Genomic DNA, 14,745 nt, shown 5'->3' with positions numbered 1-14,745 from the left:
GATCGCCACCCACTGCCCGAAATAAAGCCAAAGTCCTATTGGGACTCAAGAGCATGCGAGAAAGACAGGCTATCCGTGCGCGTTTTTCAAGTACCTGCAGCACGGATTGCCCACGCGGCCTGTTAGCGTCCCGGGCTCACTCGCCTGATGGTGAGAAAGCCTCAACCGCGGGCAGCCAAAGTGACCACAATCAAAGCCGAAAAAACCAGCGCCGGGGCGAGATGCCGGAATGGCTCCCGATTTCGCACCAACGTGAAGAGCGCGCCGATCATGATCGCGCCGGCCAACGTCAGGCCCAGGATTCTGGTTTGTTGTCCAGGAAGAAGTGCCGCACTGAGCAACTCGAGCGCGCCACAGAGCAACTGAAACCATGCCGGATAACCCCAGCGTGCGAAGTCGCGCTTCACCGCGCCGGGTCTTGCGAGATTGACCACGCCAGCAATCGCGAACAGAACCGCGACGATCATCGCGAGGGTCGATTCGAGAGACGCACTGTTCCACGCCATCGTCATGCTCCGTCGGTTTGCTGAAAGTGTTCTCGTGCAGAGAGATCCGCAATCAGGCCGGGGCCATGGGGTTTCCACGCAAGAACTCGCCGGATATGCTGGCCGCTTACCGACTGGTCGAGCGCCAGTGCATCAGCAAATGGCCCAAGCGATTTGCGAGCATCGTCGAGCGGCCAGAATTCGACGCGATCGGCGCCGACCGAGGCCCGGATCGCTTCACCGATTTCGGCAACGGCAACAGCCTCTTCCGCGACCACGTTGAAGATCTGTCCCGCGACTTGACCATTCCCGCTTGCCGCCTGCTCCACCGTGCTCAGGTAAGCCGTGGCGAGATCATCGACATGAACGGCAGGCCAGTGATTGCGGCCATCGCCGACGACCCTCACGCTGCCAGTCTGATGGGCCATGCCGGCGAGCATGCCGAAGACGCCGCCGCCGTAGCCATGCACCATCGCCGGCCTGAGGATCACCGCGGCAATCGAGCGGCTCGCTGCTAACGTCTGCACATGCCGCTCCACCGCGGGCCGCCAGGCGACGAGGGGTGTCGAGTTCAGCGCCGACGCTTCAGTCGCGGGCTCCCCCTCCGTATTGCCGTAGACCCACGTGCCCGACGTATAGACAAACGCCGCGCCCGGCTGCAAATGAGAAAGCATCGCTACAACCGCGGCCTCATCGGCAGCGGCGGCAGAAGCATCGTTGGTCGATGCGGTGTGCACCACGCCATCGGCGGCACCGGCAATTGCAGCGAAAGACTGTGGCTCGCGCAGGTCGCCGGAATGCAGTTTCACACCGAGACGTGCCAGCGCGCCGGCGGCCGGCGACCTGTCCTGACGCACCAGCGCCGTCACCCGATGGCCGAGGCGGATTGCCTTGCGCGCGACCGCTTGCCCGATGTAGCCCGTACCACCTGTAATGAACAGTTCCAAAGCGTTCTCCCAACGATTGCCTGCGAAGTTAGATAACCCAACAATCGAGACCGATAAGTCTCGTTTGTTGAAATGTAGACGAGACTGGCCAGTCTTGTCAACTGCCCGGCGATCTGGTATTTATTTCGTATGAACGCTTCCTCTCTTCCCGGCCTGAGCCCGCTGCAACGCCGCAAGCGGACTGCCATCCTCGACGGCGCGAAAACCGTTTTCTTGAGCCAGGGTTTCGGCCTGGCAACGATGGACGATGTCGCGGCGGCGGCTGGCGTCGGCAAACAGACGGTCTACCGCCACTTCAAGTCGAAGGAGGCGCTCTTCGTCGGTCTGGTAAGTTCGATGTGCACTCAGGTGGGCGGCGTGCTTGCCAGTGCTCAGAACGAGCAACCCGCTGGCACGCCCGAAGTCGAGTTGCGCGAGTTGGGATGGGTGTTGGCGCAGATCCTGATCACGCCGGATTATCTGCGGCTTTACCGTGCCATCGTTGCTGAAGCCGAGCGTCTTCCGGAACTCGGCCAGGTGTTCTACGAAAATGGTGCAAAGGTCGTGCGTGCCTTCGCCGCAAAAATTCTGCGAAAGCAATTTGACGAATCCACTGCTGCATTGCGGGCAGCGACATTCGTTCAGTTGGTGCTAGGCGACGCGTATCTGGAACTGTCGATTGGCTACACGGTGTCCGATGTCGAAGCGCGCTTTGCGCTGCAGATCGACGAGGCAGTGGCGGCGGCACTTCGCTAAGGAGTGCCGCATAACGTCCCAGTATCGTCAGCGCATGCCGCCGCTCGCGACGATGCGTTCGCCCGTCAGCCAGCCTGAGTCGTCGGACGCCAGGAACACGGCAATCGACGCTATATCTTCCGGTTGCCCCGTACGGCCGAGCGGCGTCTGGCTCACCGCCATCGCTTCGAAGTCCGATCCGATGATCCCTGCCGCGTGTGCGCCTTCCGTGATCACGACACCCGGATTGATTGCGTTGACGCGGATCTTCCGCGGCCCCAGTTCGCGCGAAAGCACGCCTGTAATCGCATCAACGGCCCCTTTCGTGCCGGTATAGACAGCGCTCGTCGGCGGCGTGATTGTGGTCACCACGGAACTCACATTGATGATGCTCGCGCCCTCGCCTAAATGCTTCAAAGCCGCCCGGGTCGTGAGTAGCAGGCCGAGCACGTTGATATTGAACTGCCGGTGGAATTGCTCTTCGGTAAACTCTTCGATCGGTGCCAGCTCATAGACGCCCGAATTGTTGACGAGAATGTCGATGCGGCCATAGGTTTCGATCGCTGCGTCGATGATGCCTTGCGCGTCTTCCGCCTTAGACACATCGCCGCCGACGGCAATCGCCTTGCCGTTGGCCGATGTAATTGCGGAGACGACCGCGTCGGCACCCGCCTTGCTGCTTGCGTAATTGACAACGACCGAAGCGCCTTCCCCTGCGAGCGCCTTGGCGATACCTGCACCGATACCCTTAGACGCGCCAGTAACGACGGCCACTTTGCCTGCGAGCTTGCCCATATCCTTTTCTCCAATCGATTCGATAGCTTTGAACGGAACCGGCTGCTTTCGAGGCCAGCCGGCCACCGTGGACCGAGTCTAGGCAGTCGCTGCGCTGCGATAAAGCGCCTCAAACCGAATTGACCTGAAGGATCTGGCAAACAATCCCGTGTCCGGCCGCCAGTTCGGCGAGGCGCTGTATGTGGAACTGCAAACGCTCGCGCAACTGCCGCATAGACATCGAGCCCTACTTCGAATCGTCGGCCCGACACGGGTGGTGTTCGATGGCAACGTCCGCTGCTTACGAAAGGGGCAGATTATGCCTCGGCTGCGTCAGCATGGTCGGCTTGAGAATGTCTTCGAGTTGAGCCCGGGTGAGCAGTCCTCTCTCGACGACGATTTCCGCAACGCTTCTTCCCGACACGAGCGCTTCCTGCGCCACCTGGGTCGCATTCGTATAGCCGATGTACGGGTTCAGCGCCGTCACGATGCCGATCGAGTTTTCAACGAGCGAGCGAAGCCGATCGCGATTGGCCGTAATCCCGTCGACACACTTCGACGCGAGGGTGAGGCATCCCGCACGCAGGTGCGCGACGCTCTTGAACAGGCTGTGTGCAATGACGGGCTCGAACGCGTTCAGTTGCAACTGGCCGGCCTCCGCCGCGAAGCTGACCGTCACGTCATTGCCGATGACTTCGAAAGCGATCTGGTTCACGACCTCCGGAATGACCGGGTTGACCTTGCCCGGCATGATGCTGGAGCCCGCCTGAACCGGCGGCAGATTGATTTCGCCAAAGCCTGCGCGCGGGCCGCTCGAAAGCAGGCGAAGATCGTTGCAGGTCTTCGAGAGCTTGACGGCCACGCGCTTCAGCACCCCCGACAACTGCACGAACGAGCCGACGTCCTGTGTCGCTTCCACGAGATTGGGCGACGTCGTCACAGGAATACCGGTGACGCTGGCCAAATGGCGGCAGACGAGCGGCGCATAGTCGGGCGACGTGTTGATACCGGTACCGATCGCCGTGGCGCCCAGGTTGATTTCGCAAATCAACTGCGAGGCTTCCCTGAGACGCTCCTGATCTTCGCCGAGCATGACCGCAAAGGTGCTGAACTCCTGTCCCAATGTCATGGGAACCGCGTCCTGCAATTGCGTGCGTCCCATCTTCAGATCGTCGCGAAACTCCTCCGCCTTCCGTTCGAACGATACGCGCAAGACGCCCATCGCATCGACCAGTTGCGCGATGCCCATATGGGTGGCGATTTTCAGCGCGGTCGGATAGACGTCGTTGGTGCTTTGCCCCAGATTGACATCTTCGTTCGGGTGCAGCACCGCGTAATCCCCCCGCTCATGGCCAAGATGCTCGAGGGCGAGATTGGCAATCACCTCGTTCGCATTCATATTGGTCGACGTACCGGCCCCACCCTGAATCACGTCGACAACGAACTGGTCGTGGGCAATCCCTTCGCGAATCTGCCGGCACGCGTGAACAATGGCCTCCATCTTGCTCTCGGGAAGCAGTCCTAACTCATGGTTCGCCAGTGCCGCGGCCTCTTTCACGAACGCCAATGCGTTGATCAGATTCGGATAGGTCGAGATCGGAATGCCGGTAATCGGGAAATTGGTGAGTGCGCGAAGCGTGTGGACTCCGTAATAAGCCTCGCTGGGCACGGCGAGGTCGCCAAGAAGGTCGTGTTCGATACGTTCAGAGCGGTTGGACATGGCGTTGCTCCATGGGAGAGTTTTCGGGTCGACCGGCGGCAGTGTCCACCGGCAATGCATAAGCGACACACCGTCGAGCGAGAACGTCGGTGGGATCGACCAGCCTGACGCGAGCGCCGCCCTTGCCCACGAATTCACTCCCGGTCAAAAGGAGCGGAAGTTCCGTGCACCCAAGGATGACGACTTCAACGCCCTCGGCAATCAACCCCTCTACGGCGGCAGCGATGTCCTCCTGACACTGCCCCGTCGTAAATCCCGCCTTGACGCCATGCTTTCCGTAGATGGCTTCCATCACGCGCTCCTGTAGCGCAGGGGCGGGAACAACCTGACGAAGATCTTGCGATTCGAGCGCCTTTCGATAGACGCCGCTTTCAATCGTACCCGATGTCGCCAGCACGCCGATATCGCGCAGCGTCGGATACGTCTCGCGCAAAGAGTCGACCGTGACGGTCAGCATATTCACAATCGGGATGTTGAGATACGGCTGGATGCGCTCGACAAAGGCATGGGCCGTATTGCACGGAATCGCGATGATGTCGGCATCGCCGTCTTCGAGCCGCTTGCAGGTCGCATACAGCGAGACCGTGGGGTCAGCGCCGTCGCCAATCAGATTCTCGGTGCGGTCCGGAATCTGCGGGTTTTGCTCGACCAGCAGCTTGATGTGATCCTGGTCGCGCGTGGCGGGCGTATTCCGGATAAGCTTCTGCAGAAAGTCGACCGTCGCCGCCGGGCCGACCCCGCCCACGACGCCAACCTTGAAGGCATGTGCCGGCGCGCCGTCACCGCCCGACGCGGCGTACCGCGCGACGGACTGCGCATACGTCAGGTTGGTATCGACGAACGGTACGCTCAGCGGGCCGATTTCCTCCGCAACCAGCGCGATTTCGGTCATGCCGGGCACGATCACCTGGGCGCCCTGCTCGATCAGATCCTGGCAAGCCTCTCGCAACAGCTTGATCGGACGGCCGCGCAGATTGCCGCTCTTGATGCCGTCCGATCCATAGACGGCCTCCGTCACCGGATCGGGGCGCTCGTGGCATCGGGGGTGGATGACTTCGAATTCAGGGGACGCGAAGTAGCGTTCGAACAAGCGCTTTTCCCGCGTGTAGTCGGAGGCCAGCACGCCGATGCGGCTTGCACCGGGAAACTTGCGTTGAACGTGGCTGCGAACCGCCTCGACCATGTCCACGATCCGCAGGCTCGTGTTCGCGCGCAGTTCGTCGATAAAGGTGTGACTGAGAAAGCACGGCAGCACGACCGTCGTCACGCCGCGCTTCTCGAAGTCCCGGATCATCTCGAAGATATACAACTTCCGTTCGATCGTAGCCGCGCTTCCCGAACGCGAGTTGGGAAAGGGCGACTGCTGAAAGATGGCGTCGAAGTGGTCGGCGTCGGTCGAGGCGGGCGTCGCCTTCACCAGTTTGAAGAAGACGTCCGCGCTTGCCAGCGGTCCCAGGCCGCCGACAATGCCGAACTTGCGCTTGTGGCCGGCGAGGTCGGAAGTCATTTTGCTCCGCCTTGCGCCGGGCCGAAAATCTGCTCGTCGTCCTCGATGAAGCCGGACGCGTTGCTCTGGCGTGCGCCTTCCCACTTCGCGATCACAGCTGTCGCCACGCTGTTGCCGATCACATTGGTCATCGTGCGGCCCATATCGAGGATCTGGTCGATCGCCAGCACCATGGCCACCCCTTCTACCGGCAGATGAAACATCGGCGCTACCGCCGCGACCACCACCACCGAGCCGCGCGGCACGCTGGCCATGCCCTTGCTGCTCAGCATGAGCACGAGCAGCATGAAGAATTGCTGCGAGAGCGGCATGTTGACCCCGAAAGCCTGGGCGATGAAGATGGCCGCAAACGCCTGGTACATCATCGAGCCATCCAGGTTGAACGCGTAGCCCAACGGAAGCGTGAAGCCGACGACTTTCTTGTCGACCCCGTAGCGCTCCAACTGCTCGGTGAGCCGCGGATAGGCCGCCTCGCTGCTCGCCGTCGCAAACGCGATCATCGCCGGCTCGCGCACCGCCTTGAGCAAGGCGCCGACGCTACGGCCAAGAAACAGATAGCCGACGAAAACCAGAATCGCCCACAACACGACCAGCCCCACATAGAAGGAGCCAATCAGCTTGCCATAGGTGTAGATGACATCGAGGCCGCGCAACGTCACCGCCGAAGCGATCGCGCCAAAAACGCCGAAGGGCGCCGCACGCATGACGTAGTTCGTCACGCGCAGCATCACGGGTACCATGCCGTCGATCATCTCGATCACGACCTTCACGCGCGGATCCCGCTTCGTCGCGCTCAAGCCAAGGCCGAGGAAGACGGAGAAGACCAGGATCTGCAGGATGTCGTTGCGCGCCATGGCATCCAGCAGGCTGGTCGGAAACGCGTGGGTCAAGACATCCTTGAAGTTCAAGGCCGAGGTATTCAGGCCGGTGTCGATCTCGCCGGTACCTGCGACCATGTGCAGGCCTGCGCCCGGCTGCAGAAGATTCGCGAAGACGAGGCCCACCGTGAGCGATATCAGCGATGCGCAAACGAACCAGCCTACCGAGCGCACGCCGATGCGGCCGACGTCCTGGCCGCTGTCCATACCGGCGAGTCCCGACACCAGCGTGACGAACACCAGGGGCGCGATGATCATCTTGATGAGGCGCAGGAAGATGTCCGTGAGGATCGAGAAATATCCTGCGATGGCTTTGACTGTGGCCGGATCGGATGTACTGGCGTGGCACGCGTAGCCCACCATGACGCCCAGTATCATTCCAACGGCAATATAAACGGTGAGGCGATTTTTCATTTCCGTCTGTCCTTGAGTGACGCAAAGCGGTCGACACATGACCGGCATGCGTTGAGAGACGACTCGCGCGAGATCGGCTGCGCCTCGGTCGAGCGTTAAAGCGCAGTTTAGGCACGCGCAAAACAACGACAATGCCGGTGTCGCATGTGCGCATGCGTATTTCGCATAAGACGGGAAAACCCTAGCCGCCGGACTGCAGTACCGCCCGACAATGCTGCCAGAGCGTATCGAGAAACTCGCTACGGTTGGACACATCACGGTAGACACGCAATTCGATTTCCAGATTCCAGGGCGACGGACCCGCGGGAACCAGTTCACCCGTATCCAGTTCCGCGGCAATCGCGCTCCTGGGCAGCCACGCCATCCCCTCGCCTTCCATGACCATTTTCTTGAGAACCTCGGCCATGTCCGATTCGTAGTGAAGCAATAACGCCGGTGCTGAAGGCGCCCGGCCAAGAAGCAGCGCGAGGCAGCGTCCGAAATAACTCGTCTCCGCGTATGAAATGTGAGGCAACGGCTGTTTTGCCGTTCCCGGCAGTCGATACATCGGCGCGGAACGCGTGTTCGGCCTGCTGGCCGGCATCAGCGTGTCGATCCCCACGGTGAGATGCTCATACTTCGCGGGATCGAGGTGCAAGGGCAGTTCAGGGTGGTGATAGGCGAACATCAATTCGCAGTTGCCGTTCACGAGCATCAGGATCGAGTCGTGCACGTTGGTCGGCACCACGCGCGCGCGCACCTCCCCGAAGTGGGCCGAAAGCGCCTTGAGCCAGGCGGGCAGGAAATTCAGCGCGATCGTGTGGCCGGCCGCAATCTGGAGGCTCTTGCCGCCGATCCGTTTTTCAGTCCGGATGATGGCGCGGGTATCGAAGAGTCGGCTCAGGATATCTTCGGCGACTTCGCGAAAGAGTTGACCCGCGGGCGTCAACACGGGAGGAAAGCTGCTGCGATCGATCAGTTCCGCCCCGACCCATTGCTCCAGCGATTGAATCCGCCGGCTGAACCCGGACTGGGTCACATTGCGGAATTCGGCGGCGCGAGAAAAGCTCTGGTATTGAGCCAGGGCGATGAAGTCCTCGACCCATTTGATTTCCATACGTAGAGCCCGCCTCGTGGGACGCGAAACACCGGTTTCAGGAAGCTACGATCTTACGCCGGTCGTTGTACCAGGTCGCCGGCCGCGCCCGACCTGGTCGGCTTCGGTCAGTAGGTCGCAGCAAACGCTTCCTGCACCTGGGCGGGTGACGTGATCCCGTTGGCGATCAGCAGTTGCGTCAGCAAACGAGCCTTTTCCGGATTGAGATCGAGGGACGCGACGAATCCGCTCTTGTCGTCGTCGACTTCGACGTTCCGGTTCACAAAGCCCGATCCGACTCGCGACGACCGAACCACGACGATGCCCATTTTTGCGGCGCGCTGCATGGCAAGCATGGCGGCATTGGAAACGTCGCCGTCGCCGACTCCGGCGATCACGATGCCCTTCGCCTTGTCCGCTATCGCATGATCGATCTGTACCGCATCCATGTTGCTGTGCGCGAAGATAATCTCGACCCGGGGCAATTGCCCATCGGCGGGTAGCGCATAAGGAGCCCGGCGAGCCGCGACAACGGGCGCCACGAAGCGTATCGACGCCGGGTCCACGTAGCCGATTGGCCCGGCATTGGGAGACAGAAACGTCTGAACCGAAGTGGTATTCGTTTTGGTTATCCAGCGCGGATCATGAATCGTATCGTTCATGACCACCATCACGCCCCGCCCCTGCGACTGCGGGCTGGCAGCAACCTCGACGGCTTCGAGGAGGTTATTCGGACCGTCCGCACTGATGACGCCGCCCGGCCGCATCGATCCCACCAGAACGACCGGCCTGGTGGAATGGATCACGTTCTTCAGAAAGAATGCGGTTTCCTCCATGGTGTCCGTGCCGTGCGTAATCACGACACCGTCCGCCTCGCCGCGATCGAAGATCTCGTTGATGCGTTTGGCCAGTTGAAACCAGACCTTGTCGTTCATGTCTTGCGAGCCGATATTCGAAATCTGCTCCGCCGAGATCGTGGCGAATTTCTCGATGCCGGGCACATCCTTGATCAACTGCTGTCCGGTTCGCTCACCCGAGTTGTAGCCAATAGCCGAGCGGGCATCTGCCGTTCCGGAGATCGTGCCTCCGGTAGCCAGCACGATGACGCGCGGCAGTTGCTTTGTCTGGCCGGCAACGCTCGCTTGTTGATCTGCACTGGCGTCCGCTGCGGCGGCGGACGTGGCGTACAGGGGAAAGGCCATGAATACCGCCAGTACTGCCGCAATGGTCGTACGAAACGGGACTGAAACAGGGGGCGCGTTTTTTTTCATGATCGTGTACAAGTGGAAGAGACCTTTAACGGAAGGAGCCGCGAATTCACCGGCTCAAAGCGGACGATCCAGCGACTCCGGAATCGCGTTGTCGCGGCATGGATCACGCCTCGCACCAGAGTCAGACCGGATGGTAGAAGCGGTCAAAAAAAGAGCGATGCGGTGATGGCATGTCCGTATGCGAATCTCGCATAACGTGGGAAAACCCTGAGCGACAGGCTCAGTCGTCCTGGACCGGTCAGGACGTTGTGGAGCGCCGTGGCGGGCGGGTGTATGCGTGTGCGGGAACGGAAAGCCCTGCATAATGTCCGCATGCAAGCCCAGGATCTTGAAGACCTCGTCACCGTTACCATGCCCTTCGGCAAATACAAAGGCCGGCTTATCGCCGACCTGCCCGGGCATTACCTCAATTGGTTTGCCCGCGAAGGGTTTCCGCGGGGCAACCTCGGCCGCCTGCTCGGGCTGATGCACGAGATGGACCATAACGGCCTGAGGAGCTTGCTCGAGCCGCTGCGCAAACGCGGATAGCGCCCATCGGGCGCCATCGGTATAACGCGCCACGCAAATGGCCGCGCGAGGGGACCGGCGAGTAGTTCAAACTGGCCGCGTTGCCTCGCTCCCCAACGTCCGACTTCTCGGAGCGGCCCTCATACGCTTAATCGCTTTCGATGCGCGCACGAGTACGAGCCGTAGCCGGCGTTTTAACCGGATGGTTAATCTAGTCGGCCGAGTTAGCGACTGTGCGCCGCAGGGATTGGGCTACCCCCGCTCCTATACTTGTCATGTTGACACACGTCAAAATTTTGGAGGTTTGACCCGCTGGATGTGGCCCATCCGCTTCAGCTCGTTAGCCCGTTGCGCAGCATCGAAGTCGTTTGACCGAGGCAGGGTCAAACGACAGGAACCCACTCAAGGAGGTTGTTATGGCCAGAAATGATGACGCGAGGACGATTGTTCAAGAACTTGCATCCTCAACGAATCAACCGGAGCAACTGGTGTCCCGGATGTATGCAGAAGCGCTGGCCGATTTCAGGCACGATGCAAGAATAATGGACTATGTCCCCCTCCTGGCGGCACGACGGGTTCGTGAAAACCTCAAGAACGCCTCATTGCAATCAATAAAACAAGGGGCCGCGCCAGGCGATCCGGCAACGACCCGGACGGACGGCAGCTAGCGGCCAACCGGCGCGGTCAGCTTCACCACGCCGCAAACGCCTTACCGCTGCGGTACGCCATCGCGCCACTCGCCCCAATGCTTGACGATGTCCTGCACGAGCGGATTGCCTGCAAGAAACAGATTGTCGATCGCGATCGCGAAGCCGCCCTGCGATGCGTAGTTGAGCAGATTGTCCGCGCTCGATTGGCCAGCGTACGGCCGGTCGAAGTCCGAGCCGGCGCGCAGTACCGCGACGCGGTTCAGGTCGACGCGGTGCGCGCTCGCCGCACGCGTCAGCGCCTCGTAGGTGGCGTTGTCTTCCTGCTGCGTCGTGCAATAGGTGCCCTTGCCGTCGGTCAGGATCTTCGTCCATTGCCGCGCTCGCTCGCCGAGGTCGGTGCCCGACCACCAGGTATCGCCCGCCAGGGTGTCGCACTGGATCACGGTCGGTGGACGGTTCGCGGGTGCATAGCTGTATTTGGCTCGGGCGGCTTGCGCCTGCGCGTCGTCGGTCAGCGTCACGTTGCGCGATAGCGCGAATGCCGCGTTCGAAAGCGCCGGATTGAGCTGGAACACTTCGGTGCGATAGTCGAGCGGCGGCTTCTGCGTCGGGCCCGTCGTGTTGATGCCGAGATAGCCTGTGTTCCAGCCTGGCGGAATTTCGCGTCCGTCGATTTCCCACTGAATGCCGAAGTCGACGAGCCAGTTCGCCCAGGCAGCGGAGCCGACGGTCCCCTGCAGCGGGTCGATACCGGCAATGCCCGCCACCATGAAATACGTGTGACGCAAGTCGAAACGCGGAGAGAAGGTCAGCGCCATGATCGACGCGGCGGCATTCGCGTGCCCCATGCCCGTCGTCATCACGCAGACGTCCTGGCGATTGCAGTGCACGGCCGGGTAGTCGGGAGACAGACCCGCGACCGTGATGTCCTGCCACGGTCCGAGATGATCTAGCCACACCTGGCCTTCGGGACCGAACATCGAAATGATCATCACCTTGACCGGACGGCCATGCGACGCGCCGTCGTCCTGCGCGAAGCTGTCGTCGGCATGCGCGACGGCCGGTGCAACGGCTGCGCTCGCCATGAACAACGATGAAATCACCGCACCAAAAACACGATTTAGCATAAGAGGCCCCACCTGTTAGTTAGGAACTGCGGTTGCGAAACGTGAATCGCGTGCCGTGTTGTCGACTGATGTCGTGGTTTTGTCGGCGTGCAGCGTGGGACCTGAGCGTGAATCATTCAGGCGACAATGAGTATAAGCGGAGAAAATGGGCCATTGCGGCGTATTGCTCCGCGAAACGCTCCATACGGTCTTTCTGCTGCGCGGCTTTCCCGCACCAATACAACGCGGCAGATCGGGCATTCGTAGCCAGCTATCCCGGCCCCCAGGGAAACACCCCTCTTCAGTTTGCCGGTCGCCGGCCGATATCGCAGCTATCGGCGTTACTCGCACACGCCGGGGAGCCGCCGATGAAAGTTCGTTCGTTGATCGCCGCAGTGATCTGGGTCACCGCGTGCGCAGGCGCCTCATCGGCGCTCGCGGAAGGATCGACCCCATTGGCCGGGGACGACGGTACCGCCGTGTTTGGCGGGGTGAAATTAACCGCGGTGCAGAACGTTAGCGGCAGCGCAAAGCTCGATACTTCGTCTGCTTTCGTGGGTACGGACGCGCTGCGAAGCGCAAGCGGCAACATTGGCGTGAATCTGGCGGCCGGGGCGCTCAATGCGCAGGCCAATCAGATCGCGCTGGTTACCACACCTCAAGCGAAAATCGTCACGCAGCAGAATGTGCATGCTGTCGCGCGTATGACTGGCGGTAGCGCCGTCGCTGAACTCAGTGCCGGTGCGCTCGCCGCCACTAGCGGCAATATCGGCATCAATATCGCCGCGGGTGCGGGTAATGCGCAACTCAATGGGATGGTGGTGCATTGAGCGAGTTTGGCGCCGTGACCTGGACTATCAGTCGGCAGTCGGTCATCCGGCACGCACCTCATGCAACAGGCATAACACGAAGCTGAAAAGACACTCGCCATTCCAGATGGCGGTTGTTCAACACCTGACGCGTGCGCGTTTATTCCGGCAAAGCTCGCGTGAAACGCGACAAACTCATTACCGGAATATCAGGTTTGCCAACAACAAGCCAACGAACGCCACACCGCCGGCCACAGAGGCAGCCATAATGATCGACAGGCCGCTGGTTAGGGAGTGCGTGCAAATACTCGCTGCAAAGATAAAAGATACCGTGAACAGAACGCGATAAAGCTTGAGAACAGTGACTGGCACAGCGACTCCCGGATAGTCGAAATTTCTGATTTACCACCCCTTTAATCCGGTTGTATTGTCAACGATTTATGTGACTCTGTCGAACGTTTAAAACTGGCCCCACTCCGCTCATCGTTTGAATCTATGCGATTTCGAGCAGATGATTTATGCAAAGGGCATCAAGCGATTCTGAGTAGCCCTTCAAGCAACCGGAAAGCGGCCGCCGGGCATGGTGGATTTCGCGTACTGCCGCCAGCGCTCAGGTGGCTTGAGCCTTTTCCACTGTCCGACTATAAGCTTGCAGGAGACCACTCCTTCTCGATGTATGAATTTGCCGAGGAAGTCTCGAAACAGGCGGGCCGGTCGATCGTCTATAACAATCCGTCGCCGGCCGACTATGGGGCCGCACCGGTAAGATTCGGATTACAGAATATTCAAATTAGCACTACAGGCATAGCTCGAAAGAACGGCAGTGAGGTTGTTTTTTCGGGGTCCCGAGCCGCGACTGGGTGACCCCGAAGGCACCTCTAGCGGTCGAGATAAGACAGCATGGCTGGTAGATAACGCCTGCCGGCAGTCTGGTGTTCAGCAAGGAACGCCCGGATGCGATCCAGTTCCGCCGGCGTCAAACGGACGGAGGCCGCGCCCACGTTTTCTTCGAGGTATTTGCGCCGCTTGGTGCCGGGAATCGGCACCAGATCATCGCCCTGCTGCAACAGCCAGGCGAGCGCGATCTGGCCCGGCGTCACAGACTTCTCGTGTGCCAGTGTTGTGACGAAGTCGGCAAGCTTGACGTTCGCGTCGAAGTTGCTGCCCTGTATGCGCGGATCATTGGCCGCTCGCCAATCGTCGGAGGAAAGTTCCTCCGCTCTCCGGGCCTGGCCGGTCAGGAAGCCCCGGCCGAGCGGACTATAGGGAACAAAGCCGATACCCAGTTCGCGCAGGGCCGGCAAGACCTTGTCTTCGACGCCGCGCTCGAAGAGCGAATACTCGCTCTGCAGGGCCGAGACGGGTTGCACGGCGTGCGCGCGCCGAATGGTATCGACACTGGCTTCGGACAAGCCGAAATAGCGGACCTTGCCTGCGGCGATGGCGTCCTTGACCGCGCCCGCAACCTCCTCGATCGGCACGGCGGGATCCACGCGATGCTGATAAAGCAGATCGATGTGATCGGTCTGCAACCGGGCCAGCGACGCGTCGATCACCTCCTCGATATGTTCGGGGCGGCTGTCCAGACCGCGCACCCCGTTCTCGAACCTGAAGCCGAATTTGGTTGCAATCGTGACCTCATGACGACGCCCTTTCAGCGCGCGTCCAAGTAATTCTTCGTTGACGAAAGGACCATAAATCTCCGCCGTATCGAGGAACGTGCAACCCAGTTCGATCGCCCGGTGGATCGTCGCGATCGACTCTGCGTCATCAGGCGCGCCGTATGCGTAGGACATTCCCATGCACCCGAGGCCAATCTCCGAAACAACGAGTCCTTCACGTCCAAGCTTGCGCGTGTTCAGCATGGCGCCCTCCTGTGATAGCCATC

14 protein-coding genes are annotated in these 14,745 nt (G+C 60.7%); 4 read left to right on the top strand and 10 right to left on the bottom strand.

Going from position 1 to position 14,745, the window contains the following annotated elements:
- Positions 1–161 precede the first annotated feature (161 nt).
- Both WJ542_RS27885 and WJ542_RS27880 read right to left on the bottom strand, forming a co-directional pair.
- Positions 162–506 (bottom strand): DoxX family protein, encoded by a 345-nt coding sequence (locus WJ542_RS27885; protein WP_411192795.1) that lies wholly within the window; start codon positions 504–506, stop codon positions 162–164.
- Between the two features lie 2 nt (positions 507–508).
- A complete protein-coding gene (locus WJ542_RS27880) occupies positions 509–1,432 on the bottom strand; it encodes an NAD-dependent epimerase/dehydratase family protein (protein ID WP_411192794.1) in 924 nt (307 codons plus the stop codon).
- Positions 1,433–1,561: 129 nt separating this feature from the next.
- Between WJ542_RS27880 and WJ542_RS27875 the strand changes: the two genes are divergently transcribed.
- Positions 1,562–2,167, top strand: coding sequence for a TetR/AcrR family transcriptional regulator (locus WJ542_RS27875; RefSeq protein WP_411192793.1), 606 nt, complete (start codon positions 1,562–1,564; stop codon positions 2,165–2,167).
- Positions 2,168–2,194: 27 nt separating this feature from the next.
- On the opposite strand, the gene WJ542_RS27870 is transcribed toward WJ542_RS27875, so the two are convergent.
- From WJ542_RS27870 to WJ542_RS27845, 6 genes are all read right to left on the bottom strand, one after another.
- Positions 2,195–2,941 (bottom strand): glucose 1-dehydrogenase, encoded by a 747-nt coding sequence (locus tag WJ542_RS27870; RefSeq protein WP_411192792.1) that lies wholly within the window; start codon positions 2,939–2,941, stop codon positions 2,195–2,197.
- Positions 2,942–3,221: 280 nt separating this feature from the next.
- Positions 3,222–4,640 carry an aspartate ammonia-lyase gene (gene aspA / locus WJ542_RS27865; protein WP_411192791.1) on the bottom strand — a complete coding sequence of 473 codons (1,419 nt, stop codon included), beginning with the start codon at positions 4,638–4,640 and terminating at the stop codon, positions 3,222–3,224.
- Positions 4,624–6,147, bottom strand: a complete 1,524-nt coding sequence (gene cuyB / locus WJ542_RS27860) for a cysteate racemase (RefSeq protein ID WP_411193516.1) — start codon at positions 6,145–6,147, stop codon at positions 4,624–4,626. The genes aspA and cuyB overlap by 17 nt, the downstream gene beginning before the upstream one ends.
- Entirely contained in the window at positions 6,144–7,439 is a 1,296-nt protein-coding gene (locus tag WJ542_RS27855) for a dicarboxylate/amino acid:cation symporter (RefSeq protein ID WP_411192790.1), read from the bottom strand. The genes cuyB and WJ542_RS27855 overlap by 4 nt, the downstream gene beginning before the upstream one ends.
- A 181-nt stretch (positions 7,440–7,620) precedes the next feature.
- Complete coding sequence (locus WJ542_RS27850) at positions 7,621–8,535, bottom strand: LysR substrate-binding domain-containing protein (RefSeq protein ID WP_411192789.1); 915 nt, start codon at positions 8,533–8,535, stop codon at positions 7,621–7,623.
- 107 nt (positions 8,536–8,642) lie between these two features.
- Complete coding sequence (locus tag WJ542_RS27845) at positions 8,643–9,716, bottom strand: asparaginase (RefSeq protein ID WP_411193514.1); 1,074 nt, start codon at positions 9,714–9,716, stop codon at positions 8,643–8,645.
- Positions 9,717–10,097: 381 nt separating this feature from the next.
- Between WJ542_RS27845 and WJ542_RS27840 the strand changes: the two genes are divergently transcribed.
- Together WJ542_RS27840 and WJ542_RS27835 are read left to right on the top strand one after the other, a co-directional pair.
- Positions 10,098–10,313, top strand: a complete 216-nt coding sequence (locus WJ542_RS27840) for a DUF3820 family protein (protein WP_411192788.1) — start codon at positions 10,098–10,100, stop codon at positions 10,311–10,313.
- A gap of 395 nt (positions 10,314–10,708) precedes the next feature.
- Positions 10,709–10,960 (top strand): DUF3562 domain-containing protein, encoded by a 252-nt coding sequence (locus WJ542_RS27835; RefSeq protein ID WP_411192787.1) that lies wholly within the window; start codon positions 10,709–10,711, stop codon positions 10,958–10,960.
- A gap of 41 nt (positions 10,961–11,001) precedes the next feature.
- Here WJ542_RS27835 and WJ542_RS27830 read toward each other — a convergent pair whose 3' ends face one another.
- Positions 11,002–12,069, bottom strand: a complete 1,068-nt coding sequence (locus tag WJ542_RS27830) for a purine-nucleoside phosphorylase (protein ID WP_411192786.1) — start codon at positions 12,067–12,069, stop codon at positions 11,002–11,004.
- Positions 12,070–12,416: 347 nt separating this feature from the next.
- Here WJ542_RS27830 and WJ542_RS27825 point away from each other — a divergent pair, with 347 nt between their 5' ends.
- Positions 12,417–12,878, top strand: a complete 462-nt coding sequence (locus WJ542_RS27825; protein WP_411192785.1) for a hypothetical protein — start codon at positions 12,417–12,419, stop codon at positions 12,876–12,878.
- 857 nt (positions 12,879–13,735) lie between these two features.
- Here the strand turns inward: WJ542_RS27825 and WJ542_RS27820 are convergent.
- On the bottom strand, positions 13,736–14,722 hold the full coding sequence (locus WJ542_RS27820) for an aldo/keto reductase (RefSeq protein WP_411192784.1): 987 nt from the start codon (positions 14,720–14,722) through the stop codon (positions 13,736–13,738).
- Positions 14,723–14,745 lie beyond the last annotated feature (23 nt).

The sequence above is a fragment of the Paraburkholderia yinzeri genome (genome assembly GCF_046581065.1).
GTDB lineage: Bacteria > Pseudomonadota > Gammaproteobacteria > Burkholderiales > Burkholderiaceae > Paraburkholderia.
The sequence above is the reverse complement of the archived record's forward strand: the minus strand, read 5'-3'. Positions and strand labels throughout refer to the sequence as shown.

Excerpts from the sequence above, each read along its gene's own strand:
- WJ542_RS27885 (WP_411192795.1), bottom strand. The coding sequence starts at position 506 with ATGGCGTGGAACAGTGCGTCTCTCGAATCGACCCTCGCGATGATCGTC.
- WJ542_RS27875 (WP_411192793.1), top strand. The coding sequence starts at position 1,562 with ATGAACGCTTCCTCTCTTCCCGGCCTGAGCCCGCTGCAACGCCGCAAG.
- WJ542_RS27870 (WP_411192792.1), bottom strand. The coding sequence starts at position 2,941 with ATGGGCAAGCTCGCAGGCAAAGTGGCCGTCGTTACTGGCGCGTCTAAG.
- aspA (WP_411192791.1), bottom strand. The coding sequence starts at position 4,640 with ATGTCCAACCGCTCTGAACGTATCGAACACGACCTTCTTGGCGACCTC.
- cuyB (WP_411193516.1), bottom strand. The coding sequence starts at position 6,147 with ATGACTTCCGACCTCGCCGGCCACAAGCGCAAGTTCGGCATTGTCGGC.
- WJ542_RS27855 (WP_411192790.1), bottom strand. The coding sequence starts at position 7,439 with ATGAAAAATCGCCTCACCGTTTATATTGCCGTTGGAATGATACTGGGC.
- WJ542_RS27850 (WP_411192789.1), bottom strand. The coding sequence starts at position 8,535 with ATGGAAATCAAATGGGTCGAGGACTTCATCGCCCTGGCTCAATACCAG.
- WJ542_RS27845 (WP_411193514.1), bottom strand. The coding sequence starts at position 9,716 with ATGGCCTTTCCCCTGTACGCCACGTCCGCCGCCGCAGCGGACGCCAGT.
- WJ542_RS27840 (WP_411192788.1), top strand. The coding sequence starts at position 10,098 with ATGCAAGCCCAGGATCTTGAAGACCTCGTCACCGTTACCATGCCCTTC.
- WJ542_RS27835 (WP_411192787.1), top strand. The coding sequence starts at position 10,709 with ATGGCCAGAAATGATGACGCGAGGACGATTGTTCAAGAACTTGCATCC.
- WJ542_RS27830 (WP_411192786.1), bottom strand. The coding sequence starts at position 12,069 with ATGCTAAATCGTGTTTTTGGTGCGGTGATTTCATCGTTGTTCATGGCG.
- WJ542_RS27825 (WP_411192785.1), top strand. The coding sequence starts at position 12,417 with ATGAAAGTTCGTTCGTTGATCGCCGCAGTGATCTGGGTCACCGCGTGC.
- WJ542_RS27820 (WP_411192784.1), bottom strand. The coding sequence starts at position 14,722 with ATGCTGAACACGCGCAAGCTTGGACGTGAAGGACTCGTTGTTTCGGAG.